This window comes from Actinoplanes sp. NPDC049599 (assembly GCF_044465625.1).
Classification (GTDB): Bacteria; Actinomycetota; Actinomycetes; order Mycobacteriales; family Micromonosporaceae; genus Actinoplanes.
The window spans coordinates 333952-350487 of the sequence record NZ_JBITLX010000001.1 but is presented as its reverse complement, the minus strand read 5'-3'; the positions used below and the strand labels follow the sequence as shown (position 1 = coordinate 350487).

Below are 16536 nucleotides of genomic sequence, written 5' to 3'. Positions count from 1 at the left end.
AACGTTTCACCCAGACGCTTGACACGTGTGATCGGGGCCACCTACCTTCGTCACACGCCTTATGAAACATTTCAAACGTACCTGCGGAGGTAGCCCCATGGCGGCAACGCCCCCGGCATTGCTCGAAGTGCGTGACGTGACCAAGTCCTTCGGTGCCGTGGCGGCGGTGCAGGGCGTCAGCTTCGCGCTGCACGGAGGCGAGGCGCACGCCCTGGTCGGCGAGAACGGCGCGGGCAAGTCCACCATCGTCAAGATGCTCGCCGGGGTGCACCGGCCGGACACCGGCACACTCGCCGTCAACGGCGCCGAGATCGAGTTCACCGGCCCGGCCGACGCCAAGGCCGCCGGCATCGCGGTGATCTACCAGGAGCCGACGCTCTTCCCGGACCTGTCCGTCGCGGAGAACATCGCGATGGGCAACCAGCCGCTGACCCGGCTGCGGCAGATCGACCGCAAGGCGATGCACAGCAACGCCGCCAGGCTCTTCACCCGGCTCGGCGTGCACATCGACCCGGACCGGCCGGCCCGCGGCCTGTCGATCGCCGACCAGCAGCTCGTCGAGATCGCCAAGGCGCTCTCGAGCGAGGCCCGCGTCCTGATCATGGATGAGCCGACCGCCGCCCTCAGCGGCGTCGAGGTCGACCGGCTCTTCGCGGTGACCCGGGCGCTGCGCGACGAGGGCGCCGCGATCATGTTCATCTCGCACCGCTTCGAGGAGATCACCGCGCTCTGCCAGCGGGTCACGATCATGCGCGACGGCAAGCACGTCTGCACCGAGCCGGTCGCCGACCTGAGCGTCGACGACATGATCCGCCGGATGGTCGGGCGCGATCTGAGCACGCTCTTCCCCAAGCAGGACACCGAGATCGGCGAGACCGTGCTCGAGGTCGAGGGGCTGGGCCGGGAGGGCGTCTTCCGCGACATCAGTTTCACCGTCCGGGCGGGCGAGATCGTGGCGCTGGCCGGCCTCGTCGGCGCCGGCCGGTCCGAGGTCATGCAGGCGGTCTTCGGCGTCGACCGGTACGACACCGGCTCGGTCCGGTTCCTCGGCAAGCCGCTCAAGGCGGGCTCACCGCAGGCGGCGATGGCGGCCGGCATGGCGCTGGTCCCCGAGGACCGCCGCCAGCAGGGCCTGATCATGGACCTCTCGGTGGAGCGCAACGTGACGCTGCCGCGCAGCCGGGCGCTGGCCAAGCTCGGCCTGCTGTTCGGCGGCGCCGAGCGGCGCGAGGCGACCAGCTGGACCGGTCAGCTGCAGACCAAGCTGGGCCGGCTCTCCGACCCGGTGGGCACGCTGTCCGGCGGCAACCAGCAGAAGGTGGTGCTGGCCAAGTGGCTGGCCACCAACCCGAAGCTGCTCATCGTCGACGAGCCCACCCGCGGCATCGACGTCGGCACCAAGGCCGAGGTGCACCGGCTGATGTCGTCGCTGGCGGCCCGCGGGCTGGCCGTCGTCATGGTCTCGTCCGAGCTGCCCGAGGTGCTGGGCATGGCGGACCGGATCGTCGTCCTGCGCGAGGGCCACGTGGCCGCCCAGCTCACCCGCGCCGAAGCCACCGAGGAGAGCGTCATGTACGCGGCAATGGGCCAGCAGGTGACCACATGACGGCCGCGCTGCCACAGCCCGGGCGGATCTTCGCCGGCCTGGTCAAGACCCGTGAGCTGGGCATCATCCTGGCTCTGGCGCTGCTGATCGGCTATACGGCCGCGAGCAACCCGCGCTTCCTGTCCGGCCAGAGCATCCGCGACATCCTGCTGAACACGGCGATCCTGGCGGTGATGGCCGCCGGCCAGGCGGTCGTGGTGATCACCCGCAACATCGACCTCTCGGTCGGCTCGGTGCTGGGCCTGAGCGCCTTCACCGTGGCCACCCTGATGAGCGACAACCCCGGCCTGCCGATGGTGGTCGCGATCCTGGTGGGCCTCGCCGTGGGCGGCGCGGCGGGCCTGCTCAACGGCATTCTGGTCCGGTACGGCCGGGTGCCGGCGCTGGTGGTCACGCTCGGCACGCTCTACATGTTCCGCGGCATCACCTACTCCTGGGCCGGCGGCCAGCAGGTCAACGCCGACGAGCTGCCGCGGCACTTCCTGACCTTCGCCAACGACTCGATCCTGGGCATCCCGTGGCTGGTGCTGATCGCGCTGGTGGTGGTCGGCGGCGTCTCGCTGCTGATGCGCAACTACCGGGTCGGCCGCGAGCTGTACGCGATGGGCTCCAGCCCGCAGGCCGCCGAGCTGGCCGGCATCAAGGTGGCCCGCAACCTGCTCGGCGCGTTCATCCTCAGCGGCGCGCTGGCCGGGCTGGCCGGCGTGCTCTTCGCCGCCCGGTTCGGCACGGTCGACGCCGCCGCCGGCACCGGTCAGGAGCTGAACGTCGTCGCGGCCGTGGTGGTCGGCGGCGTGGCGGTCTTCGGCGGCAGCGGCACGGTCTGGGGCGCGGGCCTCGGCGCGCTGCTGCTGACCGTGATCGGCAGCGCGCTGACCGTCCTGGACATCAACCAGTTCTGGCAGCAGGCCATCATCGGCGCCCTGATCATCCTGGCCATCTGCGCGGACCGCCTGGTCGCGGTGCGGATCGCCCGGTCGCTGCGGAAGAAGGACAGCCATGTCTGAGCTGAAGCGCAGACTGTCCAGCTGGGACAGCATCATCGGAATCCTGACCGTCTTCGTGCTGGTCGTGGCGTCGTTCTCGGTGACCAACTTCGGCACCAGCCGGAACTTCACCTTCCTGATCCTGGACCTGCTGCCGATCATGCTGGTCGCGCTGCCGATGACGTTCATCATCATCACCGGCGAGATCGACCTGTCGGTGGCGAGCACGCTCGGCCTGGCCAGCTCGATCATGGGTTACCTGTGGAACCAGGGCCTGTCCATCGAGTCGATCATCCCGATCTGCGTCGTCGCCGGCGCGATCCTCGGGGCGGTCAACGGCTTCCTGGTCACCGGGCTGGGACTGCCGTCGCTGGCGGTCACGATCGGCACGCTCGCCCTGTACCGCGGCCTCGCGCTCGTGGTGCTCGGCGACGGCGCGGTCGCCGACTTCCCGTTCAGCTACACCGGCTGGGTCACCGGGACGATCGGCGGCGGCGCGATCCCCAACGTGCTCATCCTGATCGCCGTGCTCGCGGTGATCTTCGGGGTGGTCCTGCACGCGACCCCGTTCGGCCGTTCCCTGTACGCGATCGGCGCGAACGCCCAGGCCGCGCACTTCTCCGGCATCCGGGTGGCCCGCACCAAGTTCTGGCTGTACGTGGTCAGCGGCGCGGTCGCCGGCCTGGTCGGCGTGCTGTGGACGCTGCGGTACTCCAGCGCCCGGGCCGACAACGGCGCCGGCCTCGAGCTGGCCGTGGTCGCCGCGGTCCTGCTCGGCGGCGTCTCCATCTTCGGCGGCAAGGGCAGCCTTCCCGGGGTCCTGGCCGGCGTGGTCCTGCTCGCCGCCCTGCAGAACGCGCTGCGCCTGCAGGACGTCTCGGGGCAGGCGCTGAACATCGTCACCGGCGCCCTGCTCGTGCTCTCCGTGCTGCTGCCCAACCTCGCGACCTCGATCCGCACCACCTGGCAACGGCGGAAGCTCCGCCGCGCCGCCACCGTTTAACCTCCCCCTTTCCTAGGAGTCCGCCATGCTTCGTTCCCACCAACGCCTACTCTCCGCGGGTGCCACCTCACTCCTTGTCCTGGGCATCGCCGCCTGCGGCGGCACCACCAAGGACAGCGCCGACAACTCCGGCCCGGCCGCCGCGCAGTCCGGCGCCGCCGACCCGAACGCCAAGCTCAAGGAGGGCCTCAAGATCGCCTTCCTGCCGAAGCAGCTGAACAACCCGTACACCGACGTCGAGGTGGGTGGCGGCAAGGTCGCGGCGGGCGAGCTCAAGGGCGAGTACAAGCTCGTCGGGCCGAACGACGCCAGCGCCTCCTCGCAGGTCAGCTACATCAACACGCTGATCCAGCAGCAGCAGGACGTGATCGGCATCGCGGCCAACGACCCCAACGCGGTCTGCCCGTCGCTGAACCAGGCCCGCCAGGCCGGCATCAAGATCGTCGCGTTCGACTCGGACGCGTCCAAGGACTGCCGCGACGTCTTCATCAACCAGGCCACCACGCAGGGCATCGGCGAGAGCCTGGTGAAGATGGCCAACGAGCTGGCCGGCGGCGCGGGCGAGATCGCGATCCTCTCGGCGACCCCGAACGCGACCAACCAGAACGCCTGGATCGAGGTCATGAAGACCGAGCTGGCCAAGCCGGAGAACGCCAAGCTCAAGCTGGTCAAGACCGCGTACGGCAACGACGACGACCAGAAGTCCTTCCAGGAGGCGCAGGGTCTGCTCCAGTCGTACCCGAACCTGAAGGTCATCGTCTCGCCGACCACCGTGGGCATCGCCGCGGCCTCGCGGTACGTCAGCTCCTCGAACTACAAGGGCAAGGTGGCGATCACCGGCCTGGGCCTGCCGAACCAGATGCGCGAGTACGTCAAGGACGGCACCGTGAAGAAGTTCGCGCTGTGGAACCCGGCCGACATCGGCTACCTGGCCGCGTACGCGGGTGCGGCGCTGGCCTCGAACCAGATCACCGGTAAGGAAGGCGAGAAGTTCAAGGCCGGCAAGCTCGGCGAGTACACCGTCGGCGCGGCCGGTGAGATCGTCCTCGGCCCGCCGACCGAGTTCACCGCCGAGAACATCGACCAGTTCAACTTCTAGATCTGAGGCAGAGATGCGCTACTGCTTCAACCTCCAGGTCCGCCCGGACCGGATCGCGGAGTACGTGGAGCGGCACCAGGCCGTGTGGCCCGAGATGCAGGACGCATTGCGGGCCACCGGCTGGCGCAACTACTCGCTCTTCCTGCGCGCCGACGGCCTGCTGATCGGCTACGTCGAGGCGGACGACCTCGAGGCGTCCCGGGCGGCCATGGAAGCGCTGGACGTCAACACCCGGTGGCAGGCGGAAATGGCGCCCTTCTTCGTCGGCACCGCGCCGACCGAGGGGTTCCCGCTGCTCACCGAGGTGTTCCACCTATCGGATCCTTGGGAGAACCCATGATCGACCTCGCCGCCGTCAAACGCGCCCTCACCGCGCAGCGCATCGAGACCCCGTCGTGGGCCTTCGGCAACTCCGGCACCCGGTTCAAGGTCTTCGCCCAGGCCGGCGTCCCCCGCAACCCGCGGGAGAAGATCGCCGACGCGGCCGTCGTGCACAAGTTCACCGGGGTGGCGCCGACCGTCGCGCTGCACATCCCGTGGGACAAGGTGGACGACTACGCCGCGCTCGGTTCCTATGCCGCATCGCTCGGCGTCGGGATCGGGGCCATCAACACCAACGTCTTCCAGGACGACGACTACAAGCTGGGCTCGGTCACCAACCCCGATCCGGGGGTACGGCGCAAGGCCACCGATCACCTGCTCGAGGCGATCGGCATCATGGACGCCACCGGCTCGCGCGACCTGAAGCTGTGGTTCGCCGACGGCCTCAACTACCCGGGCCAGGACGACCTGCGCCACCGCCAGGACCGGCTGGCCGCGGCGCTGCGCGAGACGTACGACCGGCTCGGCCCCGACCAGCGCATCCTGCTGGAGTACAAGCTCTTCGAGCCGGCCTTCTACGCCACCGACATCCCGGACTGGGGCACCTCGTACGCGCACTGCATCGAGCTGGGCGAGAAGGCGACGGTGTGCATCGACACCGGCCACCACGCTCCCGGCACCAACATCGAGTTCATCGTGGCGTTCCTGCTGCGGCAGCGGAAGCTCGGCGCCTTCGACTTCAACAGCCGCTTCTACGCCGACGACGACCTGATGGCCGGCGCCGCGGACCCGTTCCAGCTCTTCCGGATCATGTACGAGATCGTCCGTGGCGACGCGCTGGACCCGGCCTACGGCATCAACTTCATGCTGGACCAGTGCCACAACATCGAGGCGAAGATCCCGGCGATCATCCGCTCGGTGCTCAACATCCAGGAAGCCACGGCCAAGGCCCTGCTGGTCGACCGGGACGCGCTGAGCAAGGCACAGACCGACGGCGACGTGCTGGAGGCGAACGCGGTGCTGATGGACGCGTACAACACCGACGTCCGGCCACTGCTGGCCGAGGTGCGCGCGGACGCGGGCCTGGACCCGGACCCGGTGAAGGCGTACCGGCGCAGCGGCTACCAGGAAAAGATCGTCGAGGACCGGGTCGGCGGCGAACAGGCCGGCTGGGGCGCCTGACGCATCGGGCGGGGGCGGCCCGAAGGCGGCTCCCGCCCGCCCATCCGGTGGGGCATGTCAAATTTTCTAGACATTGTGTCAAGAATTCGCTACCTTCGTGATGTCAAAGATTCTGTACATCGCAGCGAGGGGCGACCGTGACACACGAGGAGAAACGCGCCTGGATCCGGCTGGTGGTCGCCGTCCTCGGCTACGCCGCGTACGTGACCGTCATCCTGGCCGGGCGGAACGGGCGCCCGCTGGCGTCGGTGCCCTACGCGGGCATCCTGCTGTGGACGGTCGGTGCGGCCATCGTCGCCGCGATCCTGGCCGAGGCCGCGATGGCGGCCGGCAACCCGCGCGCCTCCCGGGTGACCGACGACCGTGATCGCGAGATCGGCCGGCTCGGTGAGCACGTCGGCCAGTCGTTCGTGGTGATCGGCGCGGTCGCGGCGATGCTCATGGCGATGGCGGACTGGGACCACTTCTGGATCGCCAACGTGGTCTACCTCTGCTTCGTCCTGTCCGCGATTCTCGCCGGCGTCACCAAGGTCGTCGTCTACCGCCGGAGCCTGCCGCAATGGTGAAGGCGACGCAGGTCACCAACAGCATCCGAGCACTGCGTTTCGCGCACGGCGAGATGACCCAGGCCGACCTCGCCGCACGCGTCGGCGTGACCCGGCAGACCCTCATCGCGATCGAGCAGGGCCGCTACTCGCCGTCCCTGGAGGTGGCCTTCCGGATCGCCCGGGTCTTCGGCGTCCCCCTCGACGACGTGTTCCAGTATCCCGACACCTCCCAGGAGTGACCGTGCAAGTCATCGCTCAGAACGCCTACGGCCCGGCCGAAGTGCTGAAGCCGCGCACCATGGACCGGCCGTCGATCGGCGACGACGAGGTGCTCGTCGAGGTCCGCGCCGCGGGGGTCGACCCCGGCGTGTGGATCGTCATGACCGGCCGGCCGTACGCCGCCCGCCTCGCCTTCGGGCTGCGCCGGCCCCGGGTGCCGGTGCGCGGGATGGACGTCGCCGGCGTGGTGTCGGCGGTGGGCACCCGCGTCACCCGGTTCCGGCCCGGCGACGAGGTGTACGGCGTCTGCGAGTCAGGCTCGTTCGCCGAGTATGCGGCGGCGAAGGAGACCCGGCTCGCCGTCAAGCCGGCGAACATCTCCTTCGTCCAGGCCGCGGCGACCCCGGTCTCCGGCGTCACGGCGCTCAAGAGCATCCGGGACGGGCGGGTGCGCGCGGGGCAGCGGGTGCTGATCACCGGCGCGGGCGGCGGCATCGGATCGTTCGCCGTCCAGCTCGCCAAGGCTCACGGGGCGAGCGTGACCGGCGTGTGCAGCACCTCGAAGGTCGAGCTGGTCCGCTCGCTCGGCGCCGACGAGGTCATCGACTACACCCGGGACGAGATCGACCGCGACGGCGGCCGGTACGACGTCATCCTCGACCTGGCGGGAAACCGGCCGCTGTCGCTGCTGCGCCGCGCCGCCACGCCCAAGGGGACCATCGCGCTGGTCGGCGGTGGGCACGCCAAGGGCCGGATCATGGGTGGCTTCCAGCGCCAGATGGCCGCACCGGTGATCTCGCCCTTCCTGAGCCAGCGCCTGTGCGGCGTGACCGCCCTCGTGCGCACCCCGGAGCTCGAAGAGCTGACCGGCCTGATCGAGTCGGGCCGGGTCACCCCGCACGTCGGGAACACCTACGCCCTCGCCGACGCGGCCGAGGCCATCCGCGACCTCGCCGCGAGCCGCTCGGCCGGCAAGATCGTCATCACCGTGTGACGGCACCCGCCCGCCCTACCGCAGAGTCGCGGCTCCGAAGGAGACGGCGAAGCGCTTGCACCAGATGCTGATGCTGCGGTAGTCGTCGACCGCGACCGAGGCCGGCACCGGATAGACCTGATCGCCGCGGTTGCCCTTGAGGCGGCCCAGCTCGGACCACTTGCCGTCGTCGAAGACGCGCCAGCCCGCCGAACCCTCCCGGACCTCCTGGTCGGTGAGCCACACCCGCAGATCCGGCCCGTTCGAGGTGTCGAGGCCGACCAGCTCCACCTGGTGACTGCCGTCGGGATTGCGGACGAGCCGCGCGGTGCCCGCCGTCGCATGCTCGTGGGTGATGAACGAGCCGGAGCGAACGACCACCGCCTCGGCCGGCGGACCGGCGGCGGACGACTCACCGGGGCTCGGGGTGGCAACCGTGGACAGCGTCTCGGTGACGGTGGTGTCGGTGAACAGCCGCCAGGGCTGGAACCAGTAGAGGCCGGCCACCCCGAGCAGGACGACCACGACCCAGGTCACGGGCTTGGACAACACGCGTTTCAGCACGTTCCCGAGTCAACACCGCGGGCGGAGCCGGCGGAACCATCCAGCTCATTACCGGTTCCTTACGGCCCCGCCCTGCGGTCAGGCCGCGTGCGGTGGTGGCTCGGCCGCGCCCGTCATGATGGCGACGGCCTCGGACATCGAGTGGCTCTTCGGGGTGATGACGGTCGCCCGCCGGCCCAGCCGCTGGATGTGGATCCGGTCCGCCACCTCGAAGACGTGCGGCATGTTGTGGCTGATCAGGATCACCGGCAGGCCCTTGTCCCGGACGTCCCGGATGAGTTGCAGGACGCGGTTGCCCTCCTTGACGCCCAGCGCCGCCGTCGGCTCGTCCAGGATCACCACCTTGCTGCCGAACGCCGCCGACCGGGCCACCGCCACGGCCTGGCGCTGGCCGCCGGAGAGCGACTCCACCGCCTGGCCGATGTTCTGCAGCGTCGCCACGCCCAGCTCGTTCATGTGGCGCTTGGCCTCCGAGCGCATGTGCGCCTTGTCGAGCATCCGGAACACCGAGCCGAGGATGCCCGGCTTGCGTTCCTCGCGGCCCAGGAACAGGTTGTCGGCGATGTCCAGCCCCGGCGCGACCGCCAGCGTCTGGTACACCGTCTCGATCCCGGCGGCCCGTGCGTCCATCGGGGTGCGGAAGTGGACCCGCGTGCCGTCGAGATAGATCTCGCCGCTGTCCGGTACCACCGCGCCCGAGAGCGCCTTGATCAGACTCGATTTTCCGGCGCCGTTGTCGCCGATGACCGCGAGGATCTCGCCCGGGTAGAGCTCCAGGTCGCTGTTCTCGATCGCGGTGACTCGGCCGTACCGCTTGGTGATGCCGCGGGCTTGCAGTACCGGCGTGGTCACGTCCTCACCTTCCTGATCCACTGGTCGAGCGAGACCGCCACCAGCACCAGCAGGCCGATGGCGAAGCCCTGCCAGACGACCTCCACGCCGGCCAGTTGCAGGCCGTTGCGGAAGACGCCGACGATCAGGGCGCCGATGAGGGTGCCGAGCACCCCGCCGCGGCCGCCGAAGAGGCTGGTGCCGCCGAGCACCACGGCCGTGATGGAGTCGAGGTTGTAGTCGACGCCGACGTTGGGGCTGGCCGACGCCAGCCGGCCGATGAGGATCCAGGCGCCGACCGCGTACAGCAGGCCCGCGACCGTGTAGACGGAGAACAGCACGCGGTTGGTCCTGATGCCGGCCAGCCGGGCCGATTCGATGTCGTCGCCGGTCGCGTACACGTGCTTGCCCCACGCGGTGGAGCTCAGCGCGTAGAAGAACCCGGCGAACAGCAGCAGCATGATGATCGAGCCGTAGGTGAGCCGGAAGCCGCCGATCGGGATCGTGGTGCCGGTCCAGGTCATCAGGTCGGGCATGTCCGAGCCGCGGACCGTCTCGCTCTTGGACACCACCGAGTTCAGCGAGAAGAAGATGCTCAGCGTGCCCAGCGTGACGATGAACGGCGGCAGTTTGATCCGGGTGACCAGGAAGCCGTTGAGCGCTCCCATCGCCGTGCCCGCGACGAGCCCGAGCAGCAGCGCCAGCAGGCCCGGCATGCCCATCTTGGTGGCGAAGCTGGCCATCAGGATCGACGAGAAGACGGCCACCGCGCCGACCGACAGGTCGATGCCCGCGGTCAGGATGATCAGCGTCTGGCCCAGCGCCAGCACCGCGATGACGGTGACCTGGGCCAGCACCAGCGACAGGTTCGCGGCGGAGAAGAACCGGGTGTTCGCGAAGGAAAAGGCGATGATCGCGACGATCAGCACCGCCAGCGGGCCGAGCGTCGGATTGCCGTGCAGCAGGTGCTGCAGCCGCAGCCCCAGGGAGTCGTGCCGGCGGACCTCGAAGTCCGGCGGCGGCGGTGTTTCCTTGGTGACGGTCGTCATGATCAGCCCCAGCAGTTCTGTTTGCCCCAGGCCGAGTCCTCGGCCTGGATGCCGGTCTGCGGCTGGTCGGTGATGAGGGTGACGCCGGTGTCCACGAAGTCCTTGCCCTGGGTCGCCTGCGGCTTCGTGCCGTTGTCGACGAAGGCCGCGACGGCCTCGACGCCCAGCGAGGCCATCTTCAGCGGAAACTGCATCGAGGTGGCACCGATGACGCCGGCCTTGACGTTGTCGACGCCGGGGCAGCCGCCGTCGATCGAGACGATCGTGACCGCCTTGTCCTTGCCCGCCGCCTTCAGCGCCTGGTACGCGCCGGCCGCCGCGGGCTCGTTGATCGTGTAGACCAGGTTGATCGACGGGTCCTTCTGCAGCAGGTTCTCCATCGCCGTCCGGCCGCCGTCCTCGGCGCCGTCGGTCACGTCGTGCCCCACGATGCGCGGGTCGGACTCGTCACCGATCTTGTTGGCGTCGCCCACCGGGATGCCGAAGCCGTCGAGGAAGCCCTGGTCCCGCTTGACGTCCACGGAGACCTGGTTGGCATTGAGGTCTAGCATGGCGATCTTCGCCTGCTTGCTCTCCTTGTCGAACTTCGCCTTGGCCCACTGCCCGATGAGCTTGCCGGCCTGGTAGTTGTCGGTCGCGAACGTCGCATCGACGGCGTTGGCCGGGTCCGTCGGGGTGTCCAACGCGATGACCAGCATGCCCTGCTGCTTGGCCTTGTCGATCGACGGGACGATCGCCTTGGAGTCGCTCGGGGTGATCAGGATGCCCTTGGCGCCCGCCGAGATCAGGCTCTCGATCGCCTGCACCTGGGCCTCGTTGTCCCCGTCCTGCTTGCCGGCGAAGCTCTGCAGCTTCAGCCCGGCCTTGTCGGCCGCCTGCTGCGCGCCCTCCTTCATCTTGACGAAGAAGGGGTTGGTGTCCGTCTTGGTGATGAGCCCGACGATCGCGTCGCCGTCGGACCCGGAGTCGCCACCGCAGGCCGCGGCGCCGAGCACCAGCGTCGCGGCGATCAGGGCCGGCCCGAGGCGCCCGCGCTGCATCAGCATTGATTGGCGCATGTCCCCTCCAAATCGATTTAGCAGAAATCGAGAGACAACGTTGTCTTGCAGTAGACGACTCGGCGCATCGGGTGTCAACAATAAGTTTCGACAGTGTTGCGCTCCGTGATCAACATCGGCGACACCCGATCGATGGGGGGACCATGACGGAGGGGCGGCCCACCATGAACGACGTCGCCCGCCACGCGGGCGTCAGCCTGAAGACCGTCTCCCGGGTGGTCAACGGCGAGACCACCGTGGATCCCGAACTGGTCGCCCGGGTCCGCGCCGCGGTCGCCACGCTGCACTACCGGCCGCACCTCGGCGCCAGCCTGCTGCGCCGCAACGACCGCCGGACCGGGACCATCGGCCTGCTGCTCCAGGACGTCGGCGACCCGTTCTCCGCGGTGCTGCACCGGGCGGTCGAGGACGCGGCCCGATCACGCGGGCTGCTCCTGCTCACCGGCAGCCTGGACGAGGACGCCGACCGGGAGCGGGAACAGGCCCGGGCCTTCGCCCGCCGGCACACCGACGGGCTGATCCTCGCGCCGGTCGGCCCCGACCAGGGTTACCTGGCGCTGGACCTGCCGCCGGACATCCCGGTGGTCTTCGTGGACCGGCCCGCCCGCGGCTTCGCCGGCGACACCGTGCTGGCCGGCGACGAGGCCGGGGCGGGTGAGGCGGTCCGGCACCTCCTGCGGCACGGCCACCGGCGGATCGCGTACCTGGGCGGCGACCGGCGGTCGGCAACCGGCCGCGACCGGCAGCGCGGTTTTCTGCGCGCGCTCGCCGACCGGCCCGGCCCGGTGGTGCACGACCTGCCCGATCCGCCGGCGGCCGAACGGGCGGCAATCCTGCTGCTGCACGGGCCCGATCCCCCGACGGCGATCGTCACCGGCCGGCGCCCGATCACCGTGGGCGTGATCCGGGCGCTGCGCGGGCTCGGCCGGCACCGGTCGGTGGCGCTGGTCGGCCTCGATGATCTGCCGCTCGCCGACCTGCTCGACCCGGCGGTCACGGCGGTCGCCCAGGACCCGGCCCGGATCGGCCGAACGGCCGCCGACGCGCTCTTCGAGCGTATCGACGGCCGGGACGACCCGCCCCGCGAGATCAGGATTCCGACGGCCCTGATCCCGCGCGGCAGCGGAGAGATATCCGGTGGACCTACGGGAAGTTCGTGACCGTACGCGGCACGACCGCGTCGGCCGTGGCCGCCTCGCCGATGTTGTTGACGACGTGGTCGATGGTGCCGGAGGCCAGCGAGATGGTGAAGATGTTGTGCAGCTTCACGCCACCGTTGACCGGCGCCTGGAAGCCGTTCGCCGAGTGCACCGCCGGGTTGTTCTGGAAGAAGGCGTAGCTGCCCATGGCCCAGGCCTCGTGGGTGGAGACGCTGTCGGCCACCTTGTACGCCGGGTAGCCGACCCCGTCACTGCGCCAGGCCGCGTTCGACGGCGGGTCGTACGGCTGCTCGTTCTGCAGGAAGTACGTGCGGCCGCCGTTGCCGTTCCAGATGACCTCGGTCTTCTGGTAGTGCTCGACGAACAGCCCGTACGCGGTCACGTTCTGGCCGTTGACGATCAGGCCGTGGTCCGCGGTGTTGACCGTCCAGCCGTAGGTGCCGGCGTTGCCGTGGTCGGCGCGCCACGCCCAGATGTGGTCGATGATCACGTTGTTGCTGTTGACCAGCAGGCTGTTGGTGGCCTTGCCGGCGATCGAGCCGCCGATCCGGAAGAACACGTCCTGGACCGTGGTCGGGTTGCCGGCGTGGCTCGCCGAGGACCCGTTCGGGCCGACGACCAGCAGGTTCGCCGAGTTGGTGGTGCCCGCGTCGAAGAACAGGCCGGCCAGCTTGACCCCGTCGACGTCCGCCACCTGCATCGCGGTGACGCCGTTGTCCGGGATGATCGTCGCGTAGCCCAGGCCCATGACCACGGTGTTGGCCCGGGTCACGTTGATGGTCTGGTTCACGTGATAGACGCCGGGCTGGAAGATCAGGTTCAGGCCCTGCGCCAGTGCCTGGTTGATCGTCGCGGCGGAGTCGCCCGGCTTGGCGACGTAGAACTGGGTCAGCGGGATGCTGGTGCCCGGGGTGTTGCCGTTCGCCCAGGTCACGCCCGCGGCGTTGGTCTGCAGGTTCGGCACGAACACCTGGTAGGCGCCGCCGGCCTGGTACAGGTACGGCTTCTCCCGGATCACCGGGGTCTGGCCGATCACCGTGTACGGCGGGGTCGGGTAGCTGGCCGCCGGCGCGCCCTGCACCCCGACGAAGGTCTGGTTCCACACCGCGTTGGAGTTCGAGCCGATCGTGCTGTTGCGGGTGAACCACTGCTGCTGCGAGTACTGACCCTCGACGCCGCTGATCCGCGAGTCGGCGATGTAGCCGCCGGACGCCCAGCCGTAGCCGTTCGGGGCGAGGTTCAGGTCACCGTGGATGTCCATCCGCCGGAACGGCGCGGCCTGCGAGACGGCCCACCGGTTCGCCCCCGAGACCGGGTAGACCGACATGTTCTCCACCGACCGCCAGAAGTTCTGGGTCGCGTTGCCCTGGAACCAGCCGGCGTCGACGGTGATGTCACCGTTGATCCGCACGTCCTGCGGGTTCTGGCCGAGGCCGATCACCGAGGTGTTGAAGCCGACCTGGATGTTCAGGCCGTTGTAGGTGCCCGGCTTGAACGCCAGCAGGTTGCGCTGCAGGCCGAACTGGTTCGTCTCCTGCTGCTTGAAGATGGTGTCGGCGGTGGCCTGGATGGACGCCATCGACATGCCCGGGTCGAAGACCGTCACGTTGGCGCCGAGGCTGCCACCGCCCGGCAGCGTCGGCCCGGTCGGCGGGGTCGTGGTCGGCGGCGTGGTCGGGGTGCCACCGAAGACCTTGAACTCCCAGAGCGAGTAGCCGTACTGGGTGGCGCGCTCGGTGCCGTACATCCGGACGTAGCGGGCGGTGGCGGTCACCGGCAGGCTCTGCACGCCGACGTTGCCGGCGGTCGCCGCGGTGGCGTCGGCCCAGGTGGAGCCGTTCGCCGAGGTCTGGATCCGGAAGGTCTTGGCGTACGCGGCCTCCCAGTTCAGCTCGACCCGGGTGATGGCCGAGCTGGCACCGAGGTCGACCTGCAACCACTGCGGGTCGCTGAACGCGGACGCCCAGCGGGTGCCGGTGTTGCCGTCGACGGCGGCGGCCGGCGGGAAGGCGCCGGCGTTCTCCGAGGACGAGACGGTGACCGGCTTGCCCTGCGAGAGCAGGGTCTCGGCGGCCTCGGCGCTCAGCGCGGTGATCGCGCCGAAGCCGGCGACGACGGTGGCGACCAGGGCGCCGCCGGCGGCGAGCCGCCAGCGGCGACGCGATCGCCCTTCGGGGGCGACGGAGGGAGCGGGGATGACCATTGCTTCTCCTAGACACAGCGGTACGGGCGCGGGGGTACGCGTCCGAGGGCGGGAGCCGGGGAAAGCGCCCGATGGGGATGGCTGGCGGAGCGATCGAAGAGAGCGCTCCACCGCTTCCTGGACGCTAAGTTCGTTACGGCCATGTGTCAAAGGATCGGCGGAAAGGTTTCGCCGCGCGGATTTCCCGGAACTTGCGCCCCTAGCTGCGCCGGAGCGGGACGGCAAGATCGACCCAGAATCCCCTGTACCGGTTCCGGAACCGGTTCCGACGTGCGCCGATGCCGCCGCGACAGGTCCCCGCGGCCGTCGGCACGAGCACCGCCCACGACGGCCGGGACCGGCCTCGATAACGGTTCTTCGGCGCGGCTCGCCGTGCCCGAATGGGCCCGCTCTTGAAAGAGGCTCGAAAGCCGCAGAGACCCCAAAGGGGACGGTGTGGTGCTTCTTGCAGGAAGCGCTTCCTCAAATCTGAGGCTCTAGGGTGGCGTCATGCGGTTGGTACTGATGGCGGACACCCACCTTCCGAAGCGGGCCCGCGACCTCCCGGCCGAGCTGTGGTCGGCGGTCGCGGCGGCCGACCTGGTGGTGCACGCCGGCGACTGGGTGGACGTACCGCTGCTGGACGAGCTGACGGCCCGGTCGAAACGGCTGGTCGGCTGCTACGGCAACAACGACGGGCCGGCATTACGGGCCCGGTTGCCGGAGATCGGGCGGGTGGAGATTGACGGGTTGCGGCTGGCCGTGGTGCATGAGACGGGGCCGGCTGCGGGGCGGGAGCGGCGTTGCGCTGATCGGTTTCCGGAGACGGATGTGCTGGTTTTCGGGCACTCTCATATTCCGTGGAATACCACTGCCGAGACTGGGTTGCGGTTGCTGAATCCGGGGTCGCCTACGGATCGACGGCGGCAGCCTTATGCGACTTTTCAGACCGCTGTGGTGCTGGAGGGGGTTCTTGTGGAGGTGGAGTTGCATCGGGTTGCCGGGCGAGGGTGAGGGTGGGTTTGCTGTCGGGGTCGGGCGGGGTTGCTGTCGGGGTCGGGCGGGGTTGCTGTCGGGGTCGGGCGGGGTTGCTGTCGGGGTCGGGCGGGGTTGCTGTCGGGGTCAGGTGGGGTTGCTGATGGCGACAGGGTGCGCGGGTAGCGGTCCGTAAGTGGGCGGGTCGCCTGGGTCCGGGCTGTGGCCGGGCTGATCGCCTCGAGGGGCATCCTCCACAGTGGCAATCTTGGAGAGTCGAGGTTGGCTCGGTCGCCGGTTCCGTGCTTCAGGTGGCATGCGGCTGGTGGATCTTGGAGCGATGAGGTCTGGGGCCTCGCGTCAAGATCCGCCGGGAGCCGCGTGGCGAGACGGCGTCGGTTCGGGGCATTGTGGGCGGCCTTCTTGCGATGGACCTTGTGGTGGTGGGGCTCACTCCGTGCCGCAGCGCCACAGCATCGACCAGGCGACGTCAGCTCGGCGGCGGACTCTGAAGAGTTCGGGTCAGCTCCGCACCACCACTATCCAAGATCTACCTGGAATCCAGCCCGGCGCCCCGGCAAGGGGCCGCGAGGCGCGAGGCAGAGGCGCGAGACAAAGGCGAGGCGAGGCGGGGCGAGGCGGGGCGGGGCGGGGCGGCGTCCCGGCGGACCTTGTAGCGGTCGGGCTCGCTCCGCGCCGCAGCGCTACAACATCGACCAGGCAACGCCAGCGCGGCCGGTTTGCTGGCGAACTTGTGGAATTCGGGTCAGCTCCGCACCA

16 protein-coding genes are annotated in these 16536 nt (G+C 69.6%); 11 read left to right on the top strand and 5 right to left on the bottom strand.

The features are described 5' to 3' along the window. The first annotated feature begins 136 nt into the window (after positions 1-136). From ACIBQZ_RS01595 to ACIBQZ_RS01555, 9 genes are all read left to right on the top strand, one after another. Positions 137-1606, top strand: coding sequence for a sugar ABC transporter ATP-binding protein (locus tag ACIBQZ_RS01595; RefSeq protein ID WP_396086498.1), 1470 nt, complete (start codon positions 137-139; stop codon positions 1604-1606). Further along, positions 1603-2613 carry an ABC transporter permease gene (locus ACIBQZ_RS01590; protein WP_396086497.1) on the top strand — a complete coding sequence of 337 codons (1011 nt, stop codon included), beginning with the start codon at positions 1603-1605 and terminating at the stop codon, positions 2611-2613. Before ACIBQZ_RS01595 ends, ACIBQZ_RS01590 begins: the two co-directional genes overlap by 4 nt. After that, entirely contained in the window at positions 2606-3595 is a 990-nt protein-coding gene (locus ACIBQZ_RS01585) for an ABC transporter permease (RefSeq protein ID WP_396086496.1), read from the top strand. Before ACIBQZ_RS01590 ends, ACIBQZ_RS01585 begins: the two co-directional genes overlap by 8 nt. Before the next feature lie 25 nt (positions 3596-3620). Continuing rightward, on the top strand, positions 3621-4694 hold the full coding sequence (gene rhaS, locus ACIBQZ_RS01580; protein WP_396086495.1) for a rhamnose ABC transporter substrate-binding protein: 1074 nt from the start codon (positions 3621-3623) through the stop codon (positions 4692-4694). A gap of 13 nt (positions 4695-4707) precedes the next feature. Beyond that, positions 4708-5034 carry an L-rhamnose mutarotase gene (locus ACIBQZ_RS01575; RefSeq protein WP_396086494.1) on the top strand — a complete coding sequence of 109 codons (327 nt, stop codon included), beginning with the start codon at positions 4708-4710 and terminating at the stop codon, positions 5032-5034. Next, positions 5031-6197 (top strand): L-rhamnose isomerase, encoded by a 1167-nt coding sequence (gene rhaI / locus ACIBQZ_RS01570; protein ID WP_396086493.1) that lies wholly within the window; start codon positions 5031-5033, stop codon positions 6195-6197. Before ACIBQZ_RS01575 ends, rhaI begins: the two co-directional genes overlap by 4 nt. Before the next feature lie 137 nt (positions 6198-6334). Next, on the top strand, positions 6335-6763 hold the full coding sequence (locus ACIBQZ_RS01565; protein ID WP_396086492.1) for a hypothetical protein: 429 nt from the start codon (positions 6335-6337) through the stop codon (positions 6761-6763). Further along, positions 6757-6984, top strand: a complete 228-nt coding sequence (locus tag ACIBQZ_RS01560) for a helix-turn-helix transcriptional regulator (RefSeq protein ID WP_396086491.1) — start codon at positions 6757-6759, stop codon at positions 6982-6984. The genes ACIBQZ_RS01565 and ACIBQZ_RS01560 overlap by 7 nt, the downstream gene beginning before the upstream one ends. 2 nt (positions 6985-6986) lie before the next feature. Next, a complete protein-coding gene (locus ACIBQZ_RS01555; RefSeq protein ID WP_396086490.1) occupies positions 6987-7958 on the top strand; it encodes an NAD(P)-dependent alcohol dehydrogenase in 972 nt (323 codons plus the stop codon). Positions 7959-7973: 15 nt separating this feature from the next. On the opposite strand, the gene ACIBQZ_RS01550 is transcribed toward ACIBQZ_RS01555, so the two are convergent. The 4 genes from ACIBQZ_RS01550 to ACIBQZ_RS01535 form a co-directional block, all read right to left on the bottom strand. Then, positions 7974-8501 carry a DM13 domain-containing protein gene (locus tag ACIBQZ_RS01550; protein ID WP_396086489.1) on the bottom strand — a complete coding sequence of 176 codons (528 nt, stop codon included), beginning with the start codon at positions 8499-8501 and terminating at the stop codon, positions 7974-7976. 78 nt (positions 8502-8579) lie between these two features. Continuing rightward, positions 8580-9353, bottom strand: coding sequence for an ATP-binding cassette domain-containing protein (locus tag ACIBQZ_RS01545; protein ID WP_396086488.1), 774 nt, complete (start codon positions 9351-9353; stop codon positions 8580-8582). After that, positions 9350-10381 carry an ABC transporter permease gene (locus ACIBQZ_RS01540; protein ID WP_396086487.1) on the bottom strand — a complete coding sequence of 344 codons (1032 nt, stop codon included), beginning with the start codon at positions 10379-10381 and terminating at the stop codon, positions 9350-9352. Before ACIBQZ_RS01540 ends, ACIBQZ_RS01545 begins: the two co-directional genes overlap by 4 nt. A 2-nt stretch (positions 10382-10383) precedes the next feature. Next, a complete protein-coding gene (locus tag ACIBQZ_RS01535) occupies positions 10384-11439 on the bottom strand; it encodes a sugar ABC transporter substrate-binding protein (RefSeq protein ID WP_396086486.1) in 1056 nt (351 codons plus the stop codon). Between the two features lie 143 nt (positions 11440-11582). Between ACIBQZ_RS01535 and ACIBQZ_RS01530 the strand changes: the two genes are divergently transcribed. After that, complete coding sequence (locus tag ACIBQZ_RS01530; RefSeq protein ID WP_396086485.1) at positions 11583-12599, top strand: LacI family DNA-binding transcriptional regulator; 1017 nt, start codon at positions 11583-11585, stop codon at positions 12597-12599. Here the strand turns inward: ACIBQZ_RS01530 and ACIBQZ_RS01525 are convergent. Continuing rightward, a complete protein-coding gene (locus ACIBQZ_RS01525) occupies positions 12583-14802 on the bottom strand; it encodes a discoidin domain-containing protein (protein ID WP_396086484.1) in 2220 nt (739 codons plus the stop codon). The genes ACIBQZ_RS01530 and ACIBQZ_RS01525 overlap by 17 nt on opposite strands. A gap of 489 nt (positions 14803-15291) precedes the next feature. On the opposite strand from ACIBQZ_RS01525, the gene ACIBQZ_RS01520 reads away from it, so the two are divergent. Further along, a complete protein-coding gene (locus ACIBQZ_RS01520) occupies positions 15292-15795 on the top strand; it encodes a metallophosphoesterase family protein (protein ID WP_396086483.1) in 504 nt (167 codons plus the stop codon). The last annotated feature ends 741 nt before the right edge of the window (positions 15796-16536 follow it).